We start from the raw sequence: 17116 nt of genomic DNA, 5'->3' as shown, positions 1-17116 counted from the left end.
CGTGAAAAAGTTGGAAATGAAAGACCTCACCGAGGCCGAAAAGGCCGAGATAACCCTGTTGCTCCAAAAAGCCCAGGCCAATGCTGACCATCAGCTGACCAACGCAGAACGTAACAGGATCCGTGAGGAAGGCCGGCTTAAAATCGTGGCAGATCGTGCAGAGGCGGCCAAGGTGGCCTCCAAACTGGCTCGGGAGAAGGCCAAAGAGCGGGCCAGAAATCAGGTCTTGCCAGAAACCTTCAGCTGGATCGACTCCGTCAGCAACAAGTTTCGCAGCAAGCGCTGAGTTAGCGCCGTGTTGATGAGCGCCCACCCACACCAGACCGGTGTGGGTGGGCGTTTGCCATTAAGGCCCTGCGGCAACCAAGGAAGAGCTCTTCTATACCGCTCTTGATCAGGAACGCCTCTACGCCAGCCAGAAAACAGTCCCAAAAAGCTCAGCGCCAATCATAGCAGGCGTCAGCATAGCAGGCGTCAGCGCTCAATCTCGCCAGTGAACGCCGTGGCTCATGTGACAATATGAAGTTGGTAGCAGGTCGATAACCAGAAATTAATATGGAGATAAAGTTTGCTTTAACGAAGAGAGCATGTTTTAATCTCTCTCGATGGTTCGGTAGTTCAGACCTGATTATGTTAGGCAGTCATTTTAGTAAAGCAGTGATTAGTATAAGAGTTATCTACGATAGTTCTTATTAAATAATTCTCCTTCTTTAGTGCTCCCCATACGTATTGCTGACGAAAAATCATAGATTGCCAAATTTTGGCACTTAAAACACTATTTTAGGAAATTATTATGTCTAACAAAATGACTGGTACCGTTAAGTTCTTCAACGCTGAGAAAGGTTTTGGCTTCATCTCCCCGGCTGACGGCAGCAAAGACGTGTTCGTACACTTCTCCGCTATCCAGTCCACCAGCTTCAAAACCCTGGACGAAGGTCAGCGCGTTGAGTTCACCATCGAGCAAGGCCAGAAAGGCCCGGCTGCTGCCAACGTAGTTGGTCTGTAATTCAAGCAAGAAAGCCTTCACGCTCGCTAACGCCTGCTGAGAAGACCTTCTGCAAGAATTAAAAAAACCCGCCAAGGCGGGTTTTTTGTTGCCTGCGATTCAGCATTTTCCCTCCCCCCAGACTCTTTTTCCCTCTGTTTAGCCATTCTGCCTCACCCCTTCTCTTCCGGTATCCCTCCTGCATCTCCTGGTTGGCGCTAGCATGACAGCACAACCTTAATGAGATTAATTATCGTTTACACATCATTCCATGATCATTACAATGCCTGCCGACAAACGGGAGGATTATCCAATTGAACCTGCCCGGTCCGGGTTTCACGCGGGATGCGGTGAAACCACCCCATAGATTCACCCAAAGGATGAATGCATCTTCTTACTAAAAGAGTTCAGGCCAACATGATAAAAATGCACCGCAACAAGCTGACCACGCTCATTCTCGCCGCCCTCGCCTCTCACGCCTATGCCGCCGAACAGGAGGTCATGGTCGTGACCGCCTCCGGCTTCCAGCAGAAGATCGAGGATACCGCCGCCTCCATCTCGGTGGTGACCCGCGAGCAATTGGAAAAACGCGCCTATCGCGACGTGACCGATGCCCTGAAAGACGTACCGGGCGTGGTGATCACCGGGGGTGGCAGCAGCAGTGACATCAGCATTCGTGGCATGGGCTCCAAATACACACTGATGCTGGTGGATGGCAAGCGGGTCGACAGCCGTGGCACCCGCCCCAACAGCGATGGCCCCGGCATAGAGCAGGGCTGGTTGCCACCGTTGCAAGCCATCGAACGGATCGAGGTGGTACGCGGCCCCATGTCCTCCCGTTACGGCTCGGATGCCATGGGCGGCGTCATCAACGTCATCACCCGCAAGACCGCCAGCATGACAGCCTGGCAGGGGTCGCTGCATGCCGACTCCACCTTCCAGGAGAACAAAGACTCCGGCGACATCTTCCAGACCAACGCTTACACGGCCGGCGCTCTGGTAGACGGGTTGCTGGGGGTGCGCCTGAACGGCCAACTCTCCCATCGCGGTGAGGATCAGTTCCAGAACGGGTTCGCCGAGCAGGAGATGCGCAGCGGTACGGCCGTGTTCAGCCTGACCCCGGACGAGCACAACCGCTTCGACTTCGAGGCCAGCCGCGGCCTGCAGGATCGTGATCGCACACCGGGTGAATCTCTCTCGGCCAAGTCCAAACCCAGCCTGAGCACTTACGAGCGCACCAACTACGCCATCACCCACGACGGCCGCTATGACTTTGGCTCCTCCACCAGCTATCTGCAGCGGGAAGAGAACACCAACCCCGGCCGCCAGATGAAGCTGATCAACACCATAGCCGATACCCATACCCAGTTTGAGCTCGGGGATCACTACCTGAGCGTGGGTGGCCAGTACCGCTACGAGGATCTGCAGGATCAGGGCAACCAGCTCAACGTGGCCAACCGCGCCAATCAGCTGACCCGCTGGAGCTGGGCCATGTTCGTGGAAGACGAGTGGGCACTGACCGACACCTTCGCCCTGACCGGCGGCGTGCGCATGGACAGGGATCAGAACTACGGTACCCACTGGAGCCCGCGTCTGTACGGGGTCTGGCATCCGGCCGAGTTCTGGACCTTGAAAGGGGGCGTCTCCACCGGCTACCGTTCACCGGATCTGCGCATGTCGGCCGCCAACTGGGGCCAGGCCACGGGGGGCGGCACCCAGGACGGCATGCTGGTCGGCAGCCCGGAACTCAAGCCGGAAACCAGCGTGAGCCAGGAAATCGCCCTGTTGTGGGATGATCAGGAAGGGCTGAGCACGGGGCTGACCCTGTTCAACACCGACTTCGAGGACAAGATCTCCGAGATCCGCCGTTGCACCAGCAAGAGCGACCCCTCCTGCACCCTGAACGGTCACACCTATGACTTCATCAGCGACCGCATCAACGTCGACAAGGCGAACATGCGCGGGGTGGAAGGGACGGCCAACTGGACCATCAATGAAGATTGGTCGCTGGCCTCCAGCTACACCTTCACCCAGTCCGAGCAGAAGAGCGGCCCGATGGAAGGCAAGGCACTGAACCAGATGCCGCGCCACATGTTCAACACCACGGTCGACTGGCAGACCACAGAAGAGGTCAGCCTCTGGTCCAGGGTCAACTTCCGCAGCAAGACCTCCGATTACCTGAGCCGGGTCAAGATGGCAGAGGGCACGCCTTCTTACACCTTCTTCGACACGGGTCTGGTCTACAAGGCCAACAAGAACCTGAACGTGACCGCCGGCATCTACAACCTGTTCGACAAGACGGTGGATTACACCAGCTTCGGTACCGTGCTGGACGGTCGTCGCTACAACCTGGGGATGACCTACAACTTCTGATGATGAGCCGCCGCCCCCAGGGGCGGCGGCCTACTCTTCTGCCGCATTATCCTTCTCCTCGGCATAACAGGCCGCTTGCCAGGTATTGCGTCCCAGCGACTTGGCGCCATACATCAACCTGTCCGCCTGCAACAACACCCGTCTGCCATCGGCTCTGACGCCATCCGGCACCCAGACGGCCCCGGTACTGATGGAGAGCCCCAGCTCACCGGCATTGGTCTGCAACTTGCGCAGACTCACTTCCCGACCTATCCGGCTGGCCCAACCCTGCAGCGCAGCCATATCCGCCATCGGCAGGCTGATGCAGAACTCCTCCCCCCCGATACGGGCAAACAGCGCCCCGTCCGGCAACACCAGCCGCACCCGTTCGACCAGCGCCGAGAGCACCTCGTCACCGACCCCGTGACCGAAGTGATCGTTGATCCCCTTGAAGCGATCTATGTCGAACAACAGCAGGGCCGAGGCCTGTCCGCTGGCCAGCCGCTGCTCAAACTCGGGCAGAAAGGCGCGCCGGTTCAGGATCCCCGTCATGGAATCTGTACCGGCGAGGCGCTCAAGCCGCGCATTGGCCTGGATCAGCTCGGCGGTACGGCCCACCACCGCCCGTCGCAATTGCACTATGTAGACCAGCAGCACCATGCCTCCCAGCGCCAGCAACCAGGGCCAGAGGTGGAGTGGATAGACTGTCTCGATATGCATCCACTTGCGGATGATCCGCTCCCGATCCGCCACACCCAGGCGGGAAAACCCCAGCTCCAGCTCCTGCAACAGGGCCTGATTGCCCTTGGTGACCGCAAAGCGTATCTCGTCGCTGTAGAGGTGGCGCACCGGGATGAAGCGGCTGGGATCCGCCGAGGTGTAGATATAGAAGTTCGCCACCTGCAGATCGGCGATGAAGGCATCCAGTTCACCGCTGAAGGCGGCGCGCAGCATGGCATCGTTGTCGCTGAAGGTTTGCAGGTGGGTGGTGGGGAAGTGCTTGCGGGCGTAGTACTCCTCATACCCTCCCGCCACCACACCCACACTCTCGTGCAGCAGGTAGTAGTTCACATCCGAACCGCGCAGGGAGTTGGCAAAGAACAGCTGGGCATCGAGACGGGAGAGCCCCTGGCCATAGTCATAGAGCGGATTGCGCTCCGGTGACCAGAGCAGGCCGCCATGGACATCGGCCTTGCCGGTACGCACCAGGTCCAGCGAGGTCTGCCAGTCCACCAGTTTGAACTGGACCGGGCGACCGGTGACACGACTGTATTCGCGCCAGAGATCGATCAGCAGGCCATCCGGCTGCCCCTCCTCATTGATGTAGGAGAAGGGCTGCCAGGCCTTGGAGTTGGTCACGATCAAGGGTGTGGGGGCTGGCGTCGCCCAGGCGGGCAGCCACAGCAGACAGAGCAGGAGGCAGCATCCACTGCGCACCCGCCATCCAGAACTAGAAGAGACCGCCATTCCTGCACCAACCTTGCTATTGGCCGTCTATGCGGCCATTGATTATCGCCATCTTCAGCATAGAAGAACAAGCATGACCGAGTATGAAATTGGCGTGATTTCAGTCAGATAACTGCAAGATAAACATGGGGAGGGCGCCTGGTCGGCGCCCTCCCCAGACAGATGTCACGAGGCTCACAGCGGCAGGCTGATCCTGGCCTCCAGCCCGCCCTGCGCGCGGTTGTGCAGGGTCAGCTCGCCACCGTGCTGGTGCACCAGGGTGCGGGCGATGGAGAGTCCCAGCCCCACGCTGCCGGATTCGGTGTTGCGGGCCTCATCGAGCCGCACGAACGGCTTGAACACATCCTCCAACCGCGCCGGATCTATGCCGGGTCCCTCGTCACAGACCCGGATCAGCAGCTCGCTGTCGGTACGCTCCAGCGATACCTCGGCGCTGCCGGCGTACTTGATGGCGTTGCCGATGAGGTTTTGCAGCACGCGGCGCAGGGTGTTGGCGCGGCAGGCATAGACCTGCTTGCCCTCGACCATGCAGGTAACCGGCTGGCCGGTGTCGGCGTAGTCATCGCACAGGCTCTCCAGCAGGCTGACCAGATCCAGCTCCCGGGTCGCCTCCTGCTGCCCCTCCTCCCGGGCGAAGCTCAGGGTGGCCGCCAGCATCTGCTCCATCTGTTGCAAGGTCTGCTGGATCCGCTCCTTGTCCTCCCCCTCGTCCAGAAACTCGGTGCGCAGCCGCAAACTGGTGATGGGGGTGCGCAGGTCGTGGGAGATGGCCGCCAGCATCCGGGTTCTGTCCTGCACGAAGCGATCGAGGCGGGTATGCATGCGGTTGAACGCCTGGATCGACTCGCGGATCTCGGTCGGCCCCGCCTCCCGCAGCGGCTCTATGTCTTCGCCGCGCCCCAGCCGATCCGCATTGGCGGCCAGCTGCTTGAGCGGCTGGGTGGCCCGCCGGAACAGCCAGATCATCAGGCCTATCACCAGACTCGCCACCAGCATCAGGTTGAAGGTGGTCTGCCAGGACCAGCTTGCCGACTCCTTGTCCACCAGGGAGCTGAACTGCAACCAGCCACCGCGCGGCAACTGGATGGAACCATAGAGCCGCATGTCCTGCGGTGGCGGCATCCCCTTGCGGTCCTTCATCATGCGGGTGTGGTGCTGCCAGGCGCGACTGCGCTGGGCGTCCTGCTTCAGCTCGGCACTGATCTCCACCATCAGCGATGGCGGATAACCGAGCCGGGAACGCACCTGCTGCTCGAAGCGGGGGCTGCGGTTGTCCGGTTGCAGCGGCTCGTCGGCGAGCCGCAGCAGCAGGGTTTCGCTGCGACTCGCCTTGAGGATCTCGTCATAGAGCGAAGGCGGGGAGAGGGCCAGCAACCGCGCCACAGATACGATGCGCTGCATGGCGTTGCGGCTGTTGACATAGCCGAGCGCCTCCTCCCGATCCGAGCGGTAGATCTGGATGCTGAGCAGCTGGATCAGCACCAGCCCGGCCAGCGCCACCAGTATGATCTGGCCGGTCAGCCCCTTGGGCCACAGTCGGGAACAGAGTCGCTTGATCATGACCACGGCGTCACACCTGGGTCACGTCGGCGGCGAACAGATAACCGCCGCCCCAGATGGTCTTGATGAGCTCGGGATTCTTGGGATCCCGCTCCAGCTTGCGCCGCAACCGGCTCACCAGAGTATCTATGGCCCGATCGAAGGCCACCGCCTCGCGGCCCCGGGCCAGATCCAGCAGTTGATCCCGGCTCAGCACCCGCTGGGGGCGCTCCAGAAACACCCGCAGCAGGTCGAATTCGGCGGTGGAGAGGCTCAGCCCCACCCCTTCCTCATCCACCAGTTCGCGGCGATTGATGTCGAGCAGCCAGCGATCGAAACGCAGATCCCGGGTCAGGGTCTCGGGGGCGGGTTGCGGCTCGACCTGGGTGCGGCGCATCACCGCCTTGATGCGTGCCAGCAGCTCGCGCGGATTGAACGGCTTGGCGAGATAGTCATCGGCGCCCATCTCCAGCCCTATGATGCGGTCCGTCTCCTCCCCCATGGCGGTGAGCATTATGATGGGCAGGCTGGATTTGGCCCTCAGCTCACGGCACAGGGTCAGGCCATCCTCTCCCGGCATCATCAGATCCAGCACCAGCAGATCGAACTCCCGCTCCTCCAGCAACCGCTTCATCTCCTTGCCATCCCGGGCACAGCTGACCCGCAGGCCATGCTGCTCCAGAAAGCGTTTCAGCAGATCGCGGATCTCGCCGTGATCGTCGACGACCAGAATGTGGGTGCTGCTTTGGTTCATGAGGGCCTCTCCTGTTAGAGCTGGCACGAGTATACGAAAATCTGCCGGACGGTTTGTGTCAAAGTGTGCCAGATCAGCAAGATGCCACACTCTGCTACAAAAAAGCGGTCACTCGGCAAAGTTGAGACACAAGGCGAGGGTTTACTGGGTACACACCAAACTCGTCCATTGCAGGAGACAGGCCATGCTCGCCCTTACCACGCCCTTCATGCTGGCTTATGCCGCCAGCGAGGCCCTTGCCAGAGCGGCGACCAAACCGCATCAGCCCGCACAAACCAGCAGCCTGACGCAAGCTTCCCCTCCGGATGACGATGAGGCCGGCCCCTGCCCGCCCGGCGAGACACACTTCCCTTCCCCATGATGCCAGGCAGCGCCCGATTGTTCGGGCAGTGCCTGGCACCATGACACACAACGCCGGCATCCTTCGGCGAGCCATACCAAGGAGACAATGATGATGAAAAAAACCCTGACCCTGTTTGCACTGGCCGGACTGGCCCAGATCGGCATGGCACAAGCAGCCATTCCGGCCGACGTCAGCGTCGCCCCCGGCCTGCTGTTCGTCAACTGGCACGATGACGCCAGCAGCAGTAACGCCCACCCGACCCTGATGATCCGCAACGCCTCCGGCGACGTTCTCAAGCGGGTACCCGCCGAGCTGAAAGGGATGCAGCAGGTACGACTGCCGATGAGAGCCCAGGGCAATCTCACCCTCAGCCTGGACGGTGAGAGCGACAGCTATCGCATGCCTTACAGCGTTGGCAGCGGCCGCCAGCGCTGAGCCGAGCTATTCACGCTGTGGTTTTCTCACGATAACCATGTTGCCTGACCGGTGACATGAAATACCCCGCCGGAGACGCTGTCAGGCGGGGTATTTTCTTTTCCGCCCCCTTCTGACGCTATTGCGTTCCCTGGCCGAAGCATATTTTGCCAGGCGGATTGGCGCTGGCTTTTCAGGGTGGCAGGCCTATGCTCGATGGCTGGCGCACGCCATGACAGACCCGGTTTTCGTTCACCCACCATACCGCCTCACAGTGTCACACTCTGCTACAAAATAGGCTTCAACTGGCAAAGTTCAGACACCAGCCTGGTGTTTACTTAGGGTCAAGGCGAGCAAGCCGAATCCGAACTCAATCCGCAAGGAGATAGACCATGAAAACCCTGACCAAAACCCTGCTGACCGCCACCCTGATCCTTGGCCTGCCGCTTGGCGCCTATGCCGCCAGCGAAGCCGTCGCCACTACCCAGGCCGGCGTGATGACCGATTGCCCCATGGATGGCGGCGGCATGATGGGCGGCAAGCACCACGGTAGCCGCCATGACAAGATGGCCCGCATGCAGAACATGACCCCGCAGCAGATCCAGACCAACCTGCAACAGCGCTACGACAAGATCGAAGACCCGGCCAAGAAGGCCGAGTTTGTGAAAAACCTGACGCTGCGTGCCGACGGCATGACCAAGCACGCCGAGGCGATGAAGCAGTTCGCCGAAGCGCACCAGTAAACGCATCTCGACCTGCAACAGGGTGGCCTCGGCCACCCTTTTTCATTTCTCCCTCCCGCTCGGCCGCTCGCCCTCTGCGATCCCCCGGCCATCCCTCATTTCCCTTCGCCTCTGCTCCGGGTTCTGTGAGCGATAACAAACGTTTTATGTTCGAAATAGCTAATAATGGCGACTCAAATAACAAGGCCATGCAAGACAGTGCCAACAATAGACAGGAGTCGTTATGGGGTGGAGTCTGGGAACAATCAAGGGACGATATACAGCCGTCTTCGTGGGATTCATGGCGCTGGTGTGTGCCCTGACGGTGATCGGCATCCAGATCTGGATCAAGCCGGCGCTGCAGAAGGCCGGTGAGCAGAATGTGGCGCTGCGGGTCAGCGAGATAGCGACCGACATCCGCGATCAGCTCAACGGGGTGCAGAGCCAGTCCCGCAGCATCACCCAGCTGGTCGCCCAGCTGCCGAGCGAGCAAATCGATGCCCTGCTGCCGGCGCTGATCGATCAATATGGCAATGCCATGGTGTTTGGCGGCGGCATCTGGCCACTGCCGGATCAGCGGGAAGCGGGCCGCGCCAAGTTCAGCACCTTCTACCACAGGGATGCGGCCAACAAGCTGATCCCCAACACCTACTGGAACTCGGCCGAGGCCCCCAACTACTTCGAGCAACCCTGGCACAAGGCGGGGCAGCAGGCGCCCCAGGGCATGTGCGTCTGGGCCGCCGCCTACAAGGATGGCGCCAGTCAGCAGCCAAGAACCAACTGCGCCATGGGGATCTACCGCAATGGTGCCCTGTTCGGGGTGTCGACCATAGATGTGACCCTGGGCTTCTTCAACGACCTGGTGGCCAGGAAGGAGCAGGAGATCGGCGGTCAGGTGATGATCGTCGAGGCTGACGGCAAGATCCTGAGCCGAAATGCTCGCCTGAGCGGTGACGTTGTGCTCGGCAACCTCTCCGCCCACACCGATTACCCCTTCGCCAGCGCCATCGCCAGCCTGCTCGGCCAGAGCCAGGGCAAGGGGCTACTGCGTACCAGCTTCCAGGATCAGGGAGAAGAGCAGACCCTGCTGCTGCAAGCCATAGAGGGCACCCCCTGGTTGCTGGCCACGGCCCTGCCGACCAGCACCCTGACCCAGGACAGCCAGGACGTGCTCACCACATTGGCCGCGATCCAGCTGCCCCTGGTCGGACTGCTGTTCGTGCTGATGCTGCTGGCCATCACCCAGCTCGGCAGCCGGCTGCAGACCCTCAAGCAGAATATCGACGCCCTCTCCGCCGGCGATGCGGACCTGACCGCCCGCATCCAGGTGAAGGGCCACGACGAGCTGGATCATATCGCCCTGTCGGTGAACCGCTTCATCGCCTATCTGCAGCAGATGATGGTGCAGGTGACAGATGCCACCGACCTCATCACCCGCGAACTGGCACAGCTCGATCAACAGACGGGTCAGGCGCGGCGGATCCTGAGCGAGCACGCCGCCGAGACGGATCAGGTGGTCACGGCCCTCACCGAGCTCAGCTCCACCGCCGACAGCGTGGCACAACACGCCAGCGACTCGGCGAGCTTCACCGAGACAGCCAACGGCCAGGCAGCCAACTCCCGCAAGGTGGTGGGATCGGCCTCCGCCAGCGTGGTGGCGCTGATCGACGAGGTAGATTTCGCCGCCGCCAAGGTGCTGGAGATGCAGGAAGATGCCAAGCAGATCGGCAGCGTACTCGGGGTGATAGGTGGCATAGCCGCCCAGACCAACCTGCTGGCGCTCAATGCCGCCATCGAGGCGGCGCGGGCCGGTGAACAGGGCCGTGGTTTCGCCGTGGTGGCGGACGAGGTACGTGCCCTGGCGGCCCGCACCCAGAAGAGCACGGCCGAGGTGGGCAGCATGCTGTCGCGCCTCACTCAGGGGGTGGCCGAAGCCGTGGTCGCCATGGAGCAGACCAAGCACAGCTGTCAGGCGGCGGCAGATACCACGGGCCAGGTGACGGGAGGGCTCGACAACATGGCCGATTCTGTGGTGCAGATCCACGATCTCAGCAGCCAGATCGCCACCGCCGCCGAGGAGCAGAGCCGGGTAACCGAAGAGATCAACCGCAACATGGTGAGCATTCGCGACATGCTCAACCTGCTGGTGGAGAATGGCCGCAACACGGAGCAGAGCGCGGAGTCACTGCTCAGCTCCAATCGCCAGCTGCTGGCGCTGGTGCGCCGCTTCAAGGTGTGATGAGGAATGCCAGCCAGCAAAAAGGGGCCCGAGGGCCCCTTTTTCATGCACGTCGTTCAGACTCAGGCCTTGGCTTTGTCGGCCAGGTTCAGGGTCTTGACGGTTTCGCCTTCAAACTTGATGACGACGCTCTTCTGAGCGGCTTCGGCATCCTTGAACAGGGTCTTGGAGGTCTCTGCCAGCATGGGAGATACCTTGTTCAGGGCGCTCAGGTCATAGGTCCACACTTCCAGACCGGCTTCGGTCTTGGTGCTGGCCGGAGCGCCCAGCTTGTCCTTGATAGCCTGCTTGTTGGAGCCGCCTTCCTTGATGTCCAGTGCCTTCTTGATCGCTTCGTTGGAGGCGCTGTCCATGGCGGTACCGGCCATCTCTTTGGCACTGCTGGTAACGCTGCTGGTCACTGTATCGGTCAGGGAATCCATCAGGCCGGCGTGGGCGAACAGGGGCAGTGCAGTCAGGGCAATCAGGATGCGCTTTTTCATCGATTCATGTCTCATGGGGGATTAAAGAGCGCGCATCAGACCAGTGACCTCAGGCGGAGTCAAGGCAATCGATCGGTCAATACGCATTCGGGGGGGAAAAGAGAAAAATCCGACAGCTGGCAGGCCGGGGGCAGCCCGATGGCCGCCGCGGATCCGACTATTCGCAGATCTGGTTCTTGCCCGCCAGCTTGGCCTGATAGAGCGCCCTATCCACCCGCACCATCAGCTGGCTCATGGGCTCGTCCGGCAGGTATTCGGCCAGCCCGAAACTCAGGGTGATGTCGAGCTGTTCACAGACCCGCGACTGCACGATCAGCTCTCGCAGCTTGTCGGCAACCAGCCTGCCATCGGCCAGACCGGTATTGGGCAGCACCACCATGAACTCGTCGCCGCCCCAGCGCGCTATGAGGTCAATCTCACGAATGTGCGTCCGCACCAGCGCCACTATGTTGACCAGAGTCTGATCCCCGGCGCTGTGACCGTAGTTGTCATTGATCTGCTTGAAGTCATCTACATCCATGGCGATGACGGAGAAGGACTGATGAAAGCGCCTGGAGCGCCCGCACTCCTGCTTGATGACCCGCTCCAGCCGATAGCGGCTGGCGGCCCCGGTCAAGGCATCCGTCTCCGCCAGCTGGCGGTTCTCCTCCGCCTTCTGCTGCAACACTCCGTTGAGCCGCACCAGCTCGGCGGTACGTTCGGCGATCTGTTGCTCCAGCGACTGGTTGCGCGATTCCAGTTGCTCATACAACAGCTTCTGGGCATGGATATTGCGATGGGCGCCTATCATGCGGGCCACAGAGCCATCCGGGTTGCGGGCTATGATGCGGCCACAATCCTCAATCCAGATGAAGAGGCCATCCCGGCTGCGGCAGCGATACTCGACCCGGTAGTCGGCGGCCGTGCCGCTCAGATAGGCATCGAAGCAGGCCATCACCCGATCCATGTCATCCGGGTGAATCACGCTCTCCCAGGTGAAGACGTTGTTGCCAAGGGAGTGTGGCTCGTAGCCCAGCATCTGATACCAGCCGGGGTTGCGATAGACGAAACCCGTGTTGGCGTTCCAGTCCCAGATCCCGTCACTCACCACCTCCAGAATGCCGTGCACCACGGCTTCGCTGACGTCCGAGATCCTGATCGTGTCACTGTCTTGCAGCATAGAGACCATCCTTGCCCTCTAGCCCCGCCGAGGCGGGGGATTCAAACCTGATGAGTGGAAAACGACAACGAAGAGACGACAGCCATGAAGCGCAACCCAATATCTGCCTGCCGGCGCACGATCCACCTCTGGTTAACAGGGTTATCGGCCGCTATCGGGTTCGTATGAACAACAACAGTAGCAACCAGTGTGGCTCAGGATCTCACCCTTGTCCGGTTTTAAATCCGGGATGATGCAGGCTGCGATAATGGCTGGGAGCCAGGCCATGCTGGCGTTTGAAGGCGGTGGAGAAGTGGTACTCGTTCTTGAAGCCGCACAGCTGGGCCAGCTGCTTCACCGGCTCGCCGCGACTGGCCAGCAGCAGAGCCGCCCGCTGCAACCGCAGCCGTTGCAGCAAGGCCATGGGAGCCAGCGCGAAGTGCTGCTGGCAAAGGCGATAGAGCTGGCGCTGCGAGAGGTGCAGGGCGTCGGCCATCCGCCCTATGTCCCAGCACTCGGCCAGGGATTCTTTGAGCATCAGCTCGAGACGCAGCGCCAGCCGCTCGCCGCGACTCTGCCCCTCCCCCTTTTGCAGCAGGCGGCGCAGATAAAAACCGAGCTGTTCTACCAGCAGGGCGCTGAGCAGCGGGTCCTGGTGGCGCTCCTGCTCCGCATAGAGGTTCTCCAGGGTGTGCAGCAAACTGGCCTGCTGGGAGGTACAACCCAGCCTGGGGTGGCTGGCGAAGGCATCCCAGGGGGAGTCCTTGTGCAGCAGCAGCCATACCAGCTCCCAGTCGCCGCCCGGCGCTGACGACCATCTGTCTGGCAACTGCGGCTCAGGCAATTGATAGCAGAGCGGTTCCCCCGCCGGGATCAGGGCCCACTCCCCAATCTTGAGTCGCTCTAGACGATCGCCGATCAGCACCTCCCCCTCGCCCCCCAGGGTCAGCAGAAAACAGTGCACGTCCGCCAGGCGGCGCTCGATCCGGTAGTGGCTGCGCAGGCGGGAATGGCCAGCCAGCCACACCCGCTCTTGGGCAAGAGCGGGCAACAGGCTGTCACAGCAGATCTGTTCGCGGCAGTCGGGGGAGACTTCAATGACTTCAGGATTGGCAGTTTCAGACATCATCAGGACGGGCTCAGCCATGTCGAACATTCAAGGCCCAGCATAGCATGGTCGGTATCAAGTCACAGGAGACCAGCCATGCACATACATCACGTCGCCATCTGGGCGCAGGATCTGGAGGCACTCAAGGCATTCTACTGCACCCTGTTTGGCGGGCAGGCCAATGAGCGCTACCACAACCCGACCAAGCAGTTCTCGTCCTACTTCGTGCGCTTCGAGGGGGGCGCCAGCCTGGAGCTGATGCACATCCCCACTCTGCTCCCGGCAGATCTCGGCCCGCACTCCCCACAACCATACCCGCTGCAGGGGCTGGCCCATCTTGCCTTCTCCCTCGGCAGCGCGGAGGCGGTGGACAAGATGACAACCCGCCTCAAGCTGCTCAAGGGCGCCGAGGTCAAATACCTGGACGGCCCCCGCTGGACCGGCGACGGCTATTACGAAAGCACCTTCCTGGATCCCGAAGGCAACCGGCTGGAGCTGACTGTTTAGCCCCTTGGTTGGCCCCTCACCCTGGCCCTCTTGTAAGTTCGATTAGCAAAGCGTAATCGGACAGCGGTAACGGCATTGCCCCCTTCTCCCGTTTATTAAAAAGGAGGAGAAAGGTTGGGGATGAGGGGGCGAAAAAAAGAGATTACGTGGTAAACGTTGGGCTTCGCTTCGCTCAACCACAACCTACACAATCGGTAGGTTGGTGCTGAGCCTGCGAAGCCCAACATACGAGATTATTTTGCCAGTTCAAGTCGATAAAAATCCGTCTCTTCGTGTTTTGGATTGGAACGCAAAAATGTCCAGCCCGAACGCCGGTAATGGTTCAGCGCCCGCACATTGGTGCGGCTCACGGAGAGGATCGCCCATTTACAACCAGCCCCCAGCAACTGCTGGCGAATATAGGCCTGCAACTGCGCGGCCAGACCGCGGCCACGATAGTCGGGGAACAGATAAATCAGCTGCACATAGCCGGTCTCGGGTTCATCGGAAAAGCTGCGAAATTCCAGCTGGCCCACCAGTTGTTCACCCACCCAGACATGGAGGTAATGCCATTGCGCTTGCCCCAGCCTTTCGCGGATCCGCTCCCGATAACCACCGATAAAGTCGGCAAAGCCGTCATGGGTATGAACGCTGCAAAAATAGGCATCCCTGCGCGCCTGCACACAGAGCTCGTAATCCCGATCCAGATCGATGGTGTTAAATTCAAGTCGCAAGCAATAAGATCCTGTCGTGTGTAAGTAGGATGTAATAAGCGAAGCGCATTACACCTTTTGGCAGATAAATAGCAGCGGTGCAATTCACTTCGTTCTTTGCACCCTACCCACCCTCACCCTGCCCTCTCCCTCAGGGAGAGGGGATACAGCAGCATCGGAAATATGATCGCCAGCCACACAGGTTCAATTAGAGGAGCTTAATCTGGGCGCGGGAACGAGATTATCCCTTTATTTACTTGCTGGAGAGCGGTTGGCGGTGAGGGGATAGAAAAATAAGATTTTTCTGGATATACCTTGTAGCTCTCCAAGTATGACCCAGCCTCATTAACCCGAGTTTTCACCCATACCTCACCATAATCCCGAATCCGTTCCTTTCCAAGCTTATTATTACTGTAACAAATATTAAACCAATGCCCAGTATGCTTATCTTTTATCTTTAAGCCTGCTTCACAACGCCCGCTTTTACCTTTGGATGGTCCGGGGTGAACTACTTTATATTTCGTATCATAACTGAGCACTTTATCTGGATAAAAATAGACATACATATCATAGCCACTCCATGACGATATAAACATCATAAAAGAACAATAGCCAAAGGCTTTTGTGATATGTTTTAATGCGTCGCGCCCGGGACATCGAAAAGCAGTAAATATCGCACAGACCAATCCAAATAGTGCACTTATAGTAATATAGGTGAGCAACTCTGGAACCGAGTCAGCAATCACTGTATTATCTGACAAAAACCATTGAAATAATATATTTGCCAGCCATAGAACAGATAACAATATAACACCAACACCAAGCAACCTTTCCTTGCGCCGTTCGCTTTTAAAACTATGAACTGTCATTTTACTGCCTGATTTATCATTAAAAACGAAAAGTATCCCACCATTTTGCAAGATAAATATGGGCGGTGCAATTCACTTTGTTCTTTGCACCCTACTCGCCCTCACCCTGCCCTCTCCCAGAGGGAGAGGGGATCATGCCGCATCGGGGATATGGCGTTGGCAATCGGGCGAGGTTCGGGAGTGGCGGATTGCACATATCTCTATGATGCGATATTGAATTGTCTGATATTCGATTACCAGATTGACCAATTACACGATCGTCCGATTACGCTTCGCTAATCGAACCTACAAATGCCAGATAAAGCAGTGATGCGAAATATATCAAAAGAAGCCCAATCTCCCTTCTCCTCTTGCGGGAGAAGGGCTGGGGATGAGGGGAGGAAGAATGATATTTCGCGGTAAACGTTGGGCTTCGCTACGCCCAGCCACAACCTACACAATCGGCAGGTTGGTGCTGAGCCTGAGAAGCCCAACATCTTAAATAAAATAGTCAGTAAAGAACATTCGGCTACATTCATGTTCACGGATTAAAAATATCTAAACATGCTAAATACAAGTCGAATCAAACGAACAATTTCAATTGCCAGTAAAAAAATCAGTCTGTAATTTTCTTTCATAATCGCCTCTCTATTTATCTGTAAGGTCTTTATCTGCCCCAATCTCAATTGCTCTTTGCAAAAGCAGACTGAAAGATTGAGGGGATATTTTATTTTCCAATTTTTTCATAATTAAATATGGATTTAACAAAAGAATAAAGTTGTATGGTCCATACGCACCTCCTTTTACATCAATAAAGCCAAGCTCATGCAATGTTTTCATATGCTTACGCCAAGTGCTGACATTTCTTTCACCTAGGTATCCTGCTTCTACGGCATAACTAGCTTCATTCTCAATGATCAACATATTTTCATCCCAAACCCTGCACCACAGACCAAAATACGTCTTACCAGCTGGGACTGATTTCCCTGTATGCCTTTTTGCTAAATCATCAATGATATTCATCATTATCGACATAGTTCTAGGAATGGATGAGTAACCATCATGCAAATTCCGCTGCCATAAGGTGTCCTCATCAAGGTCAGGCCACATTTTTTCTCTCATCTTCATGGCATTCCGATGAGCTTTGCTCTTTTTTTTAGTCTTCTGAACTTTTGTTAAATTTAATAACGTGGATGGATCTAATTTGAAAGCTGACAAACTAGTACTAGATTGCGCTTCTAAAGACGGATCAGCTTGTTTGTTCGTCATGTTAACTTCCTATATTGCGCTCGTGTTGGGGTACTAAGTAGAAGAAGCTACGGAAATCTGTGAAATCAGCCATAGCCTTCTGACAACCAAGATATTACAGAAACACCTTCCTTATCAAAGACTTAGAATCTACCCTTCATGATTTACATACCAATAAATGGTTGCAACCATAACCGAGAACGTTAGCTCCAACTCAACTCATTTTTGAGTTGAAAATTAGATGGCAACGGTGCCATTTTAAATCAATGAGTTAGTGA

16 protein-coding genes are annotated in these 17116 nt (G+C 58.0%); 7 read left to right on the top strand and 9 right to left on the bottom strand.

Features of this window, described 5'->3' with window-relative positions; genetic code table 11:
• Window position 1 precedes the first annotated feature (1 nt).
• The 3 genes from AACW87_RS03520 to AACW87_RS03510 all read left to right on the top strand — a co-directional run bounded on the left by AACW87_RS03520 (window position 2) and on the right by AACW87_RS03510 (window position 3358).
• The gene (locus AACW87_RS03520; RefSeq protein WP_011899186.1) at window positions 2-286 is read left to right on the top strand and encodes a DUF3811 domain-containing protein; all 285 of its coding nucleotides are present in this window, start codon (window positions 2-4) and stop codon (window positions 284-286) included.
• 507 nt (window positions 287-793) lie between these two features.
• Entirely contained in the window at window positions 794-1006 is a 213-nt protein-coding gene (gene cspE / locus AACW87_RS03515; RefSeq protein WP_005316548.1) for a transcription antiterminator/RNA stability regulator CspE, read from the top strand.
• Between the two features lie 405 nt (window positions 1007-1411).
• On the top strand, window positions 1412-3358 hold the full coding sequence (locus tag AACW87_RS03510) for a ligand-gated channel protein (protein ID WP_241326594.1): 1947 nt from the start codon (window positions 1412-1414) through the stop codon (window positions 3356-3358).
• 30 nt (window positions 3359-3388) lie between these two features.
• Here AACW87_RS03510 and AACW87_RS03505 read toward each other — a convergent pair whose 3' ends face one another.
• The 3 genes from AACW87_RS03505 to AACW87_RS03495 form a co-directional block, all read right to left on the bottom strand.
• Window positions 3389-4804 (bottom strand): transporter substrate-binding domain-containing diguanylate cyclase, encoded by a 1416-nt coding sequence (locus tag AACW87_RS03505; RefSeq protein ID WP_241326582.1) that lies wholly within the window; start codon window positions 4802-4804, stop codon window positions 3389-3391.
• A gap of 174 nt (window positions 4805-4978) precedes the next feature.
• The gene (locus AACW87_RS03500) at window positions 4979-6364 is read right to left on the bottom strand and encodes an ATP-binding protein (protein ID WP_043141529.1); all 1386 of its coding nucleotides are present in this window, start codon (window positions 6362-6364) and stop codon (window positions 4979-4981) included.
• Between the two features lie 10 nt (window positions 6365-6374).
• Entirely contained in the window at window positions 6375-7097 is a 723-nt protein-coding gene (locus tag AACW87_RS03495; protein ID WP_042873218.1) for a response regulator, read from the bottom strand.
• Between the two features lie 451 nt (window positions 7098-7548).
• On the opposite strand from AACW87_RS03495, the gene AACW87_RS03490 reads away from it, so the two are divergent.
• The 3 genes from AACW87_RS03490 (at window position 7549) to AACW87_RS03480 (ending at window position 10815) form a co-directional block, all read left to right on the top strand.
• The gene (locus AACW87_RS03490) at window positions 7549-7875 is read left to right on the top strand and encodes a hypothetical protein (RefSeq protein ID WP_445206843.1); all 327 of its coding nucleotides are present in this window, start codon (window positions 7549-7551) and stop codon (window positions 7873-7875) included.
• A gap of 371 nt (window positions 7876-8246) precedes the next feature.
• Window positions 8247-8597: a hypothetical protein gene (locus AACW87_RS03485; protein WP_241326580.1), complete on the top strand. Its 351-nt coding sequence runs from the start codon at window positions 8247-8249 to the stop codon at window positions 8595-8597.
• Between the two features lie 223 nt (window positions 8598-8820).
• Window positions 8821-10815, top strand: a complete 1995-nt coding sequence (locus AACW87_RS03480; RefSeq protein WP_241326579.1) for a methyl-accepting chemotaxis protein — start codon at window positions 8821-8823, stop codon at window positions 10813-10815.
• A 62-nt stretch (window positions 10816-10877) separates the two neighbouring features.
• Here the strand turns inward: AACW87_RS03480 and AACW87_RS03475 are convergent, their stop codons facing one another.
• The 3 genes from AACW87_RS03475 to AACW87_RS03465 all read right to left on the bottom strand — a co-directional run bounded on the left by AACW87_RS03475 (window position 10878) and on the right by AACW87_RS03465 (window position 13582).
• Window positions 10878-11297 (bottom strand): hypothetical protein, encoded by a 420-nt coding sequence (locus tag AACW87_RS03475; protein WP_043141437.1) that lies wholly within the window; start codon window positions 11295-11297, stop codon window positions 10878-10880.
• 157 nt (window positions 11298-11454) lie between these two features.
• On the bottom strand, window positions 11455-12456 hold the full coding sequence (locus tag AACW87_RS03470) for a sensor domain-containing diguanylate cyclase (RefSeq protein ID WP_241326578.1): 1002 nt from the start codon (window positions 12454-12456) through the stop codon (window positions 11455-11457).
• Between the two features lie 202 nt (window positions 12457-12658).
• Window positions 12659-13582 carry a helix-turn-helix transcriptional regulator gene (locus tag AACW87_RS03465; RefSeq protein WP_241326577.1) on the bottom strand — a complete coding sequence of 308 codons (924 nt, stop codon included), beginning with the start codon at window positions 13580-13582 and terminating at the stop codon, window positions 12659-12661.
• A 57-nt stretch (window positions 13583-13639) separates the two neighbouring features.
• Between AACW87_RS03465 and AACW87_RS03460 the strand changes: the two genes are divergently transcribed.
• Complete coding sequence (locus AACW87_RS03460; RefSeq protein WP_241326576.1) at window positions 13640-14050, top strand: VOC family protein; 411 nt, start codon at window positions 13640-13642, stop codon at window positions 14048-14050.
• 233 nt (window positions 14051-14283) lie between these two features.
• Here the strand turns inward: AACW87_RS03460 and AACW87_RS03455 are convergent, their stop codons facing one another.
• The 3 genes from AACW87_RS03455 to AACW87_RS03445 form a co-directional block, all read right to left on the bottom strand.
• Window positions 14284-14763, bottom strand: coding sequence for a GNAT family N-acetyltransferase (locus tag AACW87_RS03455; RefSeq protein WP_241326575.1), 480 nt, complete (start codon window positions 14761-14763; stop codon window positions 14284-14286).
• A gap of 197 nt (window positions 14764-14960) precedes the next feature.
• Complete coding sequence (locus AACW87_RS03450; protein WP_241326574.1) at window positions 14961-15611, bottom strand: hypothetical protein; 651 nt, start codon at window positions 15609-15611, stop codon at window positions 14961-14963.
• A gap of 627 nt (window positions 15612-16238) precedes the next feature.
• Window positions 16239-16859, bottom strand: a complete 621-nt coding sequence (locus tag AACW87_RS03445) for a hypothetical protein (RefSeq protein WP_241326573.1) — start codon at window positions 16857-16859, stop codon at window positions 16239-16241.
• Window positions 16860-17116: the final 257 nt, after the last annotated feature.

The sequence above is a fragment of the Aeromonas sp. MR7 genome, assembly GCF_963899385.1.
GTDB classification, from domain to species: Bacteria; Pseudomonadota; Gammaproteobacteria; order Enterobacterales; family Aeromonadaceae; genus Aeromonas; species Aeromonas bestiarum.
The sequence above is the reverse complement of the archived record's forward strand: the minus strand, read 5'-3'. Positions and strand labels throughout refer to the sequence as shown.